Here is an 11,313-nt window from a genome sequence, read left to right as displayed (position 1 = left end):
AAGTTAATTACAATTTTTGTTGGTGGCAAGGCAGGAAGCAGAAGAGTTTTTGTAAATTACGCCCATGATTAAGGATAATCGCTTTACAAGGGCCATCTGGCAGAGAGAACAGGGCGGGACTTCCCCCTTCGCTATCTTTTGCCTGACACGATGATTTGTAATTTAGGCTCTAGATTAACTCGCTTTAAGTTTGACTTTGAGTCTTTCTTTCTTGAGTTTACTTGATCTGAACCATATTTGATAGCTTATGGCTTGTCTACTGCCTCTAGAAAGATTTAGGCATTTTCTAATGGGTCTACCTGTTCTAGTGAGATTTCTTGTTCCATCGGCACCACCGAGACTAACACTTTATCTACTCGGGTACCATCCATATCCATCACTTCAAATCTCAGTTCTTGCCATTGAAAATGTTCGCCCGATTGAGGAATGTGTCCCAAAAAAGTAATCACCAGACCGCCTAATGTATGATAATGCCCGGTTTCCTCGTGGGGTAACGTGGTTTTAGAAAATAACTCTTTGATTTGATCCACCGATAGTAATCCATCCAGCAACCAAGAACCATCTTCACGTTGTACGATCATCGGGTCTTCTAAATCTTCAGTGGTGGCGATATCTCCTACAATGGCTTCTAAGATGTCATTCAAGGTAACTAATCCCTCAATACTGCCATATTCATCAGTAATCACGGCCATGTGTATGCCGGTGACCTTGAACTGTTCTAAAACTTTCAAGGCTTTAGTATTTTCAGGGATATATAGGGGCGGCTGAAGTATTGTTTCTAGATTGATCTCTCCTCCGGCCAAACGAGCCGCCAAAAAGTCACTCCCGCGCAAAAATCCGGCTAATTCATCTAAACTTCCTCGACCGACTAAAAAGCGTGAGTGGGAACTTTCCATAATTTGACGTTGGGTTTCTTCGGGTGATTCTTCGAGGTCTAACCACACAATTTCAAAACGAGGAGTCATTAAGGCTTTAATTGGGCGATCACTGAGGCGAAAAACTCGCTCTACCATTTCCTGTTCGGATGCTTCAAACATACCCGACTGTGTGCCCTGTTGGATCAGCACTTTGATTTCTTCTTCTGTGACGGGGGGGTCGTCAGAGGCTTGAATCCCTAGCAGTTGTAAAGTTTTGTCTGTGGAAATACTTAATAAGTGAACTAGGGGCGCGGTCACTTTTGAGAGGGTACGCATGGGTTTAGCTACTGAGCAAGCGATTTGCTCGGGATTATTTAAGGCGATACGCTTGGGAATCAGTTCTCCTAAGACCAAGGATAAATAAGTAATAATGGTGACGACGATGACAACGCTGAGTCCTTGACTATAGAGATTGAGCCAGGGAATAGCGGCAATAAGCGGCTCTATGCGTTGAGCGAGGGTTGCTCCTCCCACTGCACCACTGAGAATCCCGATTAAGGTTATGCCGATTTGTACACTACTGAGGAAATCATTCGGAGAATTGGCTAATTTTAGGGCAGCCCGTGCTTTTAAATTGCCTCGATTTGCCATTTGCTCTAAGCGTATTTTACGAGCGGAGACAACGGCAATTTCTGATCCTGAGAAAATTCCGTTGGCAATGATCAACAGTAGGACGATAACTATTTCAATGGCCATGTTAGACATTTAACGGTTCCTTGGCTGTACCGGTTTCCTCATGATGTTTAATTAATATGATAATGTTTTGCTGGACAATGCCTATCTATCTTTAATATCCCCTTGGTCAAGCTTATTAGTCTTCTAAGGGCAACCCATTAATACAAAAGATCTTAAGGCTTTAAAGTTTTGAGGAAATTTGCTATAATTGTCAAAACTAAGGGGCTGTAGCTCAGTAGGATAGAGCGAGCGCCTCCTGAATCATCGGGCCTCATAGAGGAAACTTTATGAGTGAATGTGGTCAAATTCAAGGAAGCCTAAGTCTATCAATAGATAAGGTAATCTTGAGCCAAGCTCTACTTCCCTGGTAGAGAAGGTGCAGAGACTGGTTGTAGGGAGAAAGGGATTTTGGGTTCATCAGTGGTATGGTCCCCTACAACATAACGGCCACCACCTACGGGAAAACCTCCTATGGTGAAGGAATAGTCCAGAGAGTGGGGAAACTCACACAAATCTGAAGCGCTAGGTCGCCGGTTCGAATCTGGCCAGTCCCGTTTTTAGCTCTATCACTCTCCTGTTAGGCTTTAGCTTCCCCCGCGAGAAGCCCTTGGAGTTAATTTTCGATAAAAATACCCACAAATCACCGTCGGACGGAGCTTTTAAAGGGGCGAAGTAATTCGCCCCACAGCCCCTCATGAATCGCGGAGTAGAATTGTGACACACACCAAGAATTATATGCTATACTGTTTTATAGAAAACCTATGTTCACTCTAAATATGTTAAGAGTTGTCAAAGTAAGGTTATATCCAGATACAGACCAGCAACAATCGTTGGAGCAATCTTTCGGTAACTGTCGCTGGTTATGGAATCATTGCCTTAATTTGATGAATCAAACATATAAGGACACAGGTAAAGGCTTATCTGGGTATGAAGTCAAAAAGATAATCCCTCAACTCAAAAAAGAGTATGAGTGGTTATCCCTTGCTTACTCAGCTTGTTTACAGCAGGTTTGTCTTAATCTAGGGGTTGCTTTTAATAATTTCTTTGAGAAACGAGCCAGATATCCTAGATTTAAATCAAAACACGGTAAACAGTCTATCCAGTATCCTCAAAATGTCAAGGTCTTTGATAATTACTTGGAAATTCCTAAAATAGGAAAAGTTAAAGCGGTTATTCATAGACCCATTGAAGGGAAAATTAAAACTGTTAATATTTCAAAAAACTGTTCTCAGCAATATTTTGCTGCTGTCTTATTTGAAGACGGCAAAGAAAAACCATCTTTATGTACAGAAGGAAAAGCAATCGGTATTGATGTAGGGTTGACCCATTTCTGTATAACGAGCGAAGGATCTAAGTTTGATAACCCTAGATTTGGGAAAAAACATGAAAAGAATTTAAAAATCAAGCAACAGCAGTTATCTAGAAAACAAAAAAGTTCTATTAATCGTAAGAAGTCTAGATTAAAACTTGCTAAGGTTCATAGAAAAATAACGAATTGTCGTGAAGATTTTTTACATAAGCTATCACGTAGGATAGTTGATGAAAACCAAATCATTATTGTAGAAAATCTAGCTGTAAAAAATATGATGCAGAATCCTAAACTGTCCAAAGCTATCCATCAAGTCGGTTGGGGAATGTTTATGACCATGCTTAAATATAAGGCAGAACAAGAAGGGAAAGTCTATCAAGAAGTTGATAGGTTTTTCCCTAGTTCTAAAACTTGCCATGTCTGCTTAAATCAAGTAGGTAGTTTACCTCTTAATGTCAGGACATGGACTTGTGAAAACTGCCAAACAACTCACGACAGAGACGTTAATGCAGCTATTAACCTCAGAGATGAGGGACTACGAATCTTGACCTCTGGAACGGGGGGCAAAGCCTATCGCCAAACTGTAAGACGTAGTGGTGGACGTAAAAAATCTACTGTTCCGCTTGTTTCTGGGTAAGGAAGAAGCCCACAGCGTAATCTTTGATTTGCTGTGCGGTAGTTCACTCTAAAATAGCCCGAAGGAGAGCATTAAGTTGTTTAATTATTGACAAGCTTTGACGGAAATTTGGTAAGATTTTCCCACTGATTCCGCATCCCCGACAAAGACATTTACTTGATAAGGTTGCTCATTAGCACGGGGTTTTCCTGAAATCACTAACGGCTTGTCTGAGGAAAGTTTCGGTTTATTGTGGTAAATTTCATCGGCCGTTCCATTATTATATTTCAGATAAACTTTGACTGAATAAGTGCCATCAGAAAGAGGATTTAAAGTAGCCAAATATCGCTTGGCTTTGATGTTACTTTTGACCGCAAAATCCGTATTCCAATTATCTCGTTTTAACCTAGCAACTCCCACAGGAACACTGGGAGCCGTGACGGTTTTTTTAATGATGGTTTCGCCGGCTTTTCCGCCAACGGGTTCTAAAAAGGAGCAAGTCTCAGCCGAAAATGAGGAATGAGGTAACGTTAAAGTGATAGCTGATGAAATTAAAAGGGTTGTTGTTAACAATCGAGATTTTTTCATAACCTTTTTCTATCTGTATAAACTTAACTGATGATTGTTGTGAGGAGAGAATAACTACAAACATAAATAAAGTTTACTAGGGGAGCCAAAAATAAAATCCCCCAAAGTTTTGCCGATGGCAAGATTGTTTAATCTCAAGGAGATATAGCTCCGTATTTAGCTCTAAAGTTGTTGATCGCTTCTTGTAAAGCTGGTTGAGAGTCCACACCAATCATATAGACTTTGAATTTTTGATCTTGACTGAGGTAAGCATCATAAGAAGCGGTTAAATAAGGACGATATTGCGGGTTATTGACAATATGAACCTCAAAAAACGAAAGCACTGTGGGATAAAGATAGCTTTTCAGCAAACTCGGCTCAGGTAAAGTCAGATTAGGAACAGAATTGACAACTTGAGTAATGCCGGCATCAAGTTTAGAAAAGTCAACGTGCGCCTGTCCTTCTGCAAGCACTAAATATTTATTCGGCGTAGTTAACCAGACAAAAGAGCGCAGTTGCTCAAAAACAGCAGGTGTGGCTGGATCGTAATTGCCGCTAACGAAAAAAATCGGTATTTGAATTTTGCTCAGCCCTTTTTGTCCGAAAATGGCGCTATTGACGGGATTGGCTCCTAGCACAGCCTTAACTCTCGGGTCCCGGAAATTGTAGGTTTGACGGGGCAGACTCAACGCCCGACACTGAAGCAACAAAGCGGTATTCAGCCCTCCATAGAGGCGATCGCAAATTTTTTGTAGGTAGTCAAAATCAATCTCCGCACCTGCCACAGCTAAAGCGGTGTATCCACCAAAAGAATGTCCAGCAACGCCAACATTTTGCAAATCTAGCCGCCCGCCAAACTCAGAGGCATTACGTCGCTCTAGTTCATCAATAACATAGCTGATATCTTTAGGACGATTGATAAATTCATTTAAGTCAAAAACTTCCCTAGAATATCCTTGAAGTAAAGCTTTTGCTTGTTGGGTATCGCTGCCGGGATGTTGGGGGAGAGCCACCACATAGCCGTAGGAAGCCAAAAATTGGGCGACATCTTCCAGGCTTTCTGGGTTAGAGGCTAATCCGTGAGATATAATCACTACAGGGGTTTTTCCCGTGCGCCACTGTTGCGGCTTGTAGACAATCACATAAAAGCTACGATTGCGACTACTATCGGTGAGGGTAAAGGTTTCTTTTTGAAAGCCTAAAGTTCCCGGCTGGCGGATATCAGGAAGTAGAGAGAAATTAACGGGCGTTTCTGCTTGGGATTGCAGCGCTGAGAGTTTAGCCATTTCGGCAGTATAGGCGGTGGTGGCTTTGACGACTTTATCAATCTCTTGGGCAAGTCCTAGAATTATCTCCCCTTGTAACTGCATATTGGTGGGAAACTTACGCAAGACATTGAGTAAAGTTAGTCCCTCTGTATCGAGAGCGGATTGAATAAGAGCGGCTCTGAGAGCATATTTGCCATTACGCCCTCCTTCAATGGTGATTCCCTTACCGAAACGAGTCAGAATATCTTCTCCTATTTCAGTATTAAAAAACCGAGATAACAAGACCGGATCAATATCAACCCGTTTAGTCAAAGCTTCGCGGAATTGGGCTTGCTGCTCTGGAGAGGTTCTTTTCAGATAAAATCCTAAATCGTTATTGATGGTGCCGTCTTTAGCAAAAGTTTCTAAAGAGTCTACTTTGAGTGACAATTTTAGAGGCCCATAAGTTAAATAAATTTGTTCAGCCGCACTCACTGGCAGGCAAGTTGCCATAGCACAAAACAGGCCAAACATTAGCGGACGAATCGAAATATTTAGTCTTCTCATATTCTTCGCCAATTATTTGTTAATAAATTTTTATTTTTGTTACATAAATTTATTATTTGACCCAATCTTTTGACGAGTTTTTTTTTAATTATACTATAATTGAGATATAATTCACAGAGCTATTTTATGAATAAAATTAAAAATTTTAATTTAGTTAAAAAACTTAAAAAAACTTAAAATTATTCTGTTTTTTTCGCCCATGTTAAAACCCAAATTCAGTGCCATAATTGTAAGCGTGGCGATAGCTTTTCCTGCTTCAATTAGCTACGCTCAAACTGCTGTAAAGATTGACCCCAAAGCCGAGCAAACTCTACAGCAGATGACCAATTTTTTGAAACAGCAAAAATCTTTTCGTTTTCAAGCAGACATTACTATAGATGAAGTTCATTCTTCGGGTCAAAAAATTCAATATGCGGCTAAGGCCGATTTTAGGGTATTACGACCCAATCGGATACGAGCCGATTATCAAGGTGATCGGCGGCAGGTGAATTTTTATTACGATGGGACTAATTTTACCATGCAGGAGGTCAATAAAAATCTTTATGCGACGGCTGCCGCGCCTTCCAATATTGATTCATTAATTGATGAGCTTCAAGACCGTTATGATATTAATTTGCCGATGGGTGATTTAATTTCCACAGATATTTATGAAACGGCGGAGAAAAAATTCACCAGTGCTTCTTTTATTGGTTTATCTTCGATAAATAATGTGGCTTGTAATCACTTAGCGTTTACCACAGAAGAGATAGATTGGCAAATTTGGATTAAAGCCGAGGGGGAACCCCTTCCTTGTAAGTTTATTATTACGTATAAAAAAGAAGCCCAATCTCCTCAATATACAGCTATTTTATCAAACTGGGACTTCAGTGCGCTTTCAGCCAATGACCCACAATTTAGCTTTACTCCTCCAGCTAATGCGGTGAAAATCCAATTTTTGCCCAATTCGGCAGCCTCAAGCAGTAGTAAAACAACCGGAGAAAGCCAATGAAAAAGCCGATTTTAGCGAAAATTCAATGGGGGATTCTAGGTTTGATCTTAGTCTTCCTCTTCAGTATATTGTCATCATTTGAAGCGGTTAATGCTCGTGGTCAATTTGGTGGTGGTCGTGGTTCTGTTCGTGGTGGTAGTGGCGGTGGCGGAAGAAGCGGCAGTATCAACCGAGGGGGAGGGGGAAATTTTGGAAACCGAAGTAATAATCAAGGTTCTCGACAAATTAATCGCGGTGAACGACAAACCAACCGCAGCACCAATCAAGACAACCGTTCCTCTACTCGTACTCAACGACAAGACACTCGTTCCACAAATCGCAGCACCAATCAAGACAACCGTTCTTCTACTCGTACTCAACGACAAGACACTCGCAGCACCAATCAAGACAACCGTTCCACAAATCGCACTGAACGACAAGACACTCGCAGCACCAATCAAGACAACCGTTCCACAAATCGCACTGAACGACAAGACACTCGCAGCACCAATCAAGACAACCGTTCCACAAATCGTACTGAACGACAAGACACTCGCAGCACCAATCAAGACAACCGTTCCACAAATCGTACTGAACGACAAGACACTCGTTCCACAAATCGTACTGAGCGACAAGAAAACCGGACACAGCAACAACAAAATCGTCAAGACAACCGCACAACTCGAAACGAAAATCGTCAAGAAACTCGGCAAGATAGGATTGACAATCGAGAAGATATTATCAACGAACGCTGGGATAATTTTGATGATTGGTACGGATGGAATAATTGGAATGACTGGGATGATTGGGCACAAGCTAACTTTTGGTTTAATGTTGGCTATAGTTTATTAACTTTACCCGCTTATTATTCCACCATTAAAGTTTCTGGAACCGACTATTATTATGCTGATGGAGTGTATTTTGAACCTCAAGGAAACCAATATGTGGTAGTATCTGCACCCGTAGGGGCATCTATAACGACTCTTCCTAAAGGTTATGTCGCTGTTTATGCAAAGGATGATCCTGTGCCTTATTACTATCATGGCGGGACATTTTATGAAGAAGGAAATAATGGATATGTGGTGGTAGAGCCGCCCGTTGGGGTAGTGGTTCCTTTCCTACCCAAAGGTTATACTACCGTTCAGGTTGGCAATACAACTTATTATGAATACGGAGGAGTTCGTTATGAAGCCTATTATAGTGGAGGGGATTTAATTTATGTGGTTGCTGGTTCCTGAGTCTTATTTTCTATAAAGCTCAGTCAAGTAATTCTTTTGCCTGGGAACACAGACAAAGAGATAAAAGGAAAAAACGGCTTCTCAGTCAGAAGCTTTTTTTCTTAACATGGGGATAAAACAAAACAATAATTAACAACAATGAAAAGCGGCTGCCTGCAAATTTTCCTTAATAATCCCTATCAATACCTTCTTTTTTGTTTAATCATTTTTTTGGTATCTTTTCCTTTTGTTGACAGTAGTATTGTTTTGGACTTTCTTTTCTCTAAAGCTATTTTTTTGATGATCATATTTTCCGTAATAGCCACTTTTGAATTAACGATTAAAACTCGGTATATTTTGAATATTATAGCTTTTACTGCTTTTATTTTTAATACATTTTCTCATTTTATAGATCATTATCAATATTTTCAAGCTTTTGGTCAATCGATCAACTTTCTTTTTATGTCCATAGCCGTTTTAATTATTGTCAAAAAAATTTTTCGAGATAAAAAAATAACGGGCGATACGTTACGAGGAGGAATCAGCGTTTATTTAATGCTAGGCATTCTCTGGTTTCAAATATATACCATGATTTATACCTTAGACTCAAATGCTTTTTCGCGTCCTGTCAATTCTCATCAATTGCTATATTTTAGTTTTGTCACTTTAACAACCGTCGGTTATGGTGATATCAGTCCTATCAATCCAGTGGCGATGAGTTTCGCTAATTTAGAAGCCATTGTGGGTCAACTCTATCCAGCTATTATTATTGCGAGATTAGTTTCTTTATATAGTTCCTCAAATTCTTAATCTCTTAATAGGTTTAGGTGCGTTACGCTCGGCTAACACACCCTACTGTAACCTACCGATTTACTTGAGCATACTTATTTTTTTTAGGTTACAATGATAAATTATCTCAAAAAAAATTCGGCTCGCTCTTGCATGAACGAAGGATTAACAGCCACCAAACCGAAGAAAGATACAGCCACCTCATCAACAATAGAGGGGGATATACCGCGCTCGGCTTATATTCATATACCCTTCTGTCGTCGTCGCTGCTATTACTGTGATTTTCCCATTTCTGTACTGGGAAATAACACAGATATTAATACCTCTGGGAGTATTCAAGAATATGTACAAGCACTCTGTCAAGAAATGCGCGTCACTCCCTCAAGGGGACAACCTTTAGATACTGTCTTCTTCGGTGGCGGAACCCCTTCCCTATTACCCGTCAAATCTTTAGAACAGATTTTAACAACCCTTTCTCAACAATTTGGTATTACCTCATCGGCAGAAATTTCTCTAGAAATGGACCCGGGTACATTTACCAAAGAACAACTTAAAGGATATCTAGAAGCCGGAGTCAACCGAGTCAGTTTGGGAGTACAATCTTTCGAGGATGAATTACTCAAAATTTGTGGACGATTTCACTCGAAAAAAGATATCTTTATCGCCATTGATCACATCCGCGCTTTAGAAGTTCCTAACCTCAGTTTAGATCTGATTTCAGGTTTACCTCATCAAACCCTTCAACAATGGGAAACTTCCTTATTAAGTGCCATTTCTCTTGCGCCTAACCATCTTTCCTGTTATGACTTAGTGTTAGAACCGGTGACGGTCTTTGGCAAAAAATACCAACCCGGAGAAACCCCTCTGCCTACTGATGAAATTACCGCCCTTATGTATCGCACGGCACAGAAATATTTAACGAATTCTGGATTTGAGCATTATGAGGTGTCGAACTATGCTCAACCCGGTTATCAATGCCGCCATAATCGAGTTTACTGGGAAAACCGGGCATATTATGGGTTTGGGATGGGAGCCGCTAGTTATGTGTCGTTGCAACGATTTAGTCGTCCTAGAACTCGTAAAGACTATTATAGTTGGGTAACTCAATTAATTGAGTCAGGGGGAAAAATTGATTGTCCCCCAACCGGAGCCGTTGATCAATTATTAGAGACGTTAATGTTAGGACTACGATTAGCTGACGGGGTGAATTTATCCCAATTAAATCACCAATATGGTGAAAAAGTTTTACATGAGATTGGTAAGACTTTACAGCCTTATTTTCGTCAAGGATGGGTAGAAGGGATTACTCAACAGGGAAATAGGGTTAATTTTCGAGAAACTCAAGATATTTTTGCTCTAGAAAGACTTAGGTTAACTGATCCCGAAGGCTTTTTGTTTTCTAATACGGTTTTGGCGGCTTTATTTAATACCAATTTTTCATGAAGGGGCATCTATAGCAAAAGGCACTCTTAATCCCAACATCGAAAAGAAAAAATTCATGTCTAGCACAAAAGCAAACTAAAATAAACACATTATCCGACACCCTTATAAAGACCGGCATTTCTCACCAAGAGAGTTTTAGGGGCTATAACCAAAATCTTGCAAAAGTGTGTGTTTTTTTGGCTTCTTTTTTATCGGGGTTGACCCCTGATTAAATAACGCTTTCAGTCACTGCAATCGCCAAGTTTGTCAGAAAAAGGGGGTAACCAGACTTTTCCATACTTGGTTTCAATAAAACCTGATTTTTAAACGAGAAAACACCTGATTTTTTCCAATTTTACATCACGGGAATTCTAATTATAATGTTGGTCATCAAACAGCGCAGATAGCTAAACAGTTAAAAACTCAATAGCTATTCTCTAAATACCTGAATTTTAGAGAAGTAACTTTAATTTTACCGATAATGTCTAATCAAGTTCCTGATCAAAATCGTTCAATATACGTTGGTAATGATGTAACTGGCAGTGCTATGGTCACAGGCGACAGCAATACTGTATCCGTGGCCTTTCAGCAGGCATCCTTACCTCAGCCGGAAACGGTTGATATTAAGGCTGAACTTATTGCTTTGCAAGAAATTCTGGCAAGTTTAAACGATCCTGTTGCGACAGGCGTTGCTCAAAAGCTCAAGGAAGAGGCAAGCAAACCAAAACCCGATAAAAACATCGTTGCGACAACTCTCGAAACAGGCTTAACCTATGGAAAAAATCTTTCTAACTTTGCAGAAACCATTGATAAGTTGCAACCTCGAGTCACGGCGATCGTTGCATGGTTAGGAAAGCACGGTCATAAATTGCTGCCTTTAGTTGGTTTAGCCTTGTAGCTTCTTGAAAATTTATGTTATTCACCAGAGGACACAAGAGCAAAGAATGTGGCAGTATTTGGCTGCTCCCTCCAGAGAAATTTTTGCTAATCCCTAAGTAAGTGGACAAAACTAAAGTTAAC

General features: G+C 40.3%; 9 protein-coding genes. 6 read left to right on the top strand and 3 right to left on the bottom strand.

The genetic code is table 11. From position 1 onward, the window contains the following. Positions 1-275: 275 nt before the first annotated feature. Positions 276-1,622, bottom strand: coding sequence for a hemolysin family protein (locus CYAN7822_RS12595; RefSeq protein ID WP_013322658.1), 1,347 nt, complete (start codon positions 1,620-1,622; stop codon positions 276-278). A 746-nt stretch (positions 1,623-2,368) separates the two neighbouring features. On the opposite strand from CYAN7822_RS12595, the gene CYAN7822_RS12590 reads away from it, so the two are divergent. Beyond that, positions 2,369-3,538, top strand: coding sequence for an RNA-guided endonuclease InsQ/TnpB family protein (locus CYAN7822_RS12590; protein WP_013322657.1), 1,170 nt, complete (start codon positions 2,369-2,371; stop codon positions 3,536-3,538). Between the two features lie 84 nt (positions 3,539-3,622). Here the strand turns inward: CYAN7822_RS12590 and CYAN7822_RS12585 are convergent, their stop codons facing one another. Both CYAN7822_RS12585 and CYAN7822_RS12580 read right to left on the bottom strand, forming a co-directional pair. Further along, positions 3,623-4,105, bottom strand: a complete 483-nt coding sequence (locus CYAN7822_RS12585) for a hypothetical protein (protein ID WP_013322656.1) — start codon at positions 4,103-4,105, stop codon at positions 3,623-3,625. A 134-nt stretch (positions 4,106-4,239) separates the two neighbouring features. Continuing rightward, complete coding sequence (locus tag CYAN7822_RS12580; protein WP_013322655.1) at positions 4,240-5,898, bottom strand: alpha/beta hydrolase; 1,659 nt, start codon at positions 5,896-5,898, stop codon at positions 4,240-4,242. 199 nt (positions 5,899-6,097) lie between these two features. Here CYAN7822_RS12580 and CYAN7822_RS12575 point away from each other — a divergent pair, with 199 nt between their 5' ends. From CYAN7822_RS12575 to CYAN7822_RS12555, 5 genes are all read left to right on the top strand, one after another. Continuing rightward, entirely contained in the window at positions 6,098-6,886 is a 789-nt protein-coding gene (locus CYAN7822_RS12575) for a DUF2092 domain-containing protein (protein ID WP_013322654.1), read from the top strand. Further along, positions 6,883-8,103, top strand: a complete 1,221-nt coding sequence (locus CYAN7822_RS34580) for a DUF6515 family protein (RefSeq protein WP_013322653.1) — start codon at positions 6,883-6,885, stop codon at positions 8,101-8,103. Before CYAN7822_RS12575 ends, CYAN7822_RS34580 begins: the two co-directional genes overlap by 4 nt. Positions 8,104-8,382: 279 nt before the next feature. Then, complete coding sequence (locus CYAN7822_RS12565) at positions 8,383-8,892, top strand: potassium channel family protein (protein ID WP_245602740.1); 510 nt, start codon at positions 8,383-8,385, stop codon at positions 8,890-8,892. A 132-nt stretch (positions 8,893-9,024) separates the two neighbouring features. Then, positions 9,025-10,314, top strand: coding sequence for a radical SAM family heme chaperone HemW (gene hemW / locus CYAN7822_RS12560; RefSeq protein ID WP_013322651.1), 1,290 nt, complete (start codon positions 9,025-9,027; stop codon positions 10,312-10,314). 460 nt (positions 10,315-10,774) lie between these two features. Next, positions 10,775-11,191 carry a hypothetical protein gene (locus tag CYAN7822_RS12555; RefSeq protein ID WP_013322650.1) on the top strand — a complete coding sequence of 139 codons (417 nt, stop codon included), beginning with the start codon at positions 10,775-10,777 and terminating at the stop codon, positions 11,189-11,191. Positions 11,192-11,313 lie beyond the last annotated feature (122 nt).

Source organism: Gloeothece verrucosa PCC 7822 (assembly GCF_000147335.1).
GTDB classification, from domain to species: Bacteria; Cyanobacteriota; Cyanobacteriia; order Cyanobacteriales; family Microcystaceae; genus Gloeothece; species Gloeothece verrucosa.
This window is presented reverse-complemented; position numbering and strand designations above follow the sequence as displayed.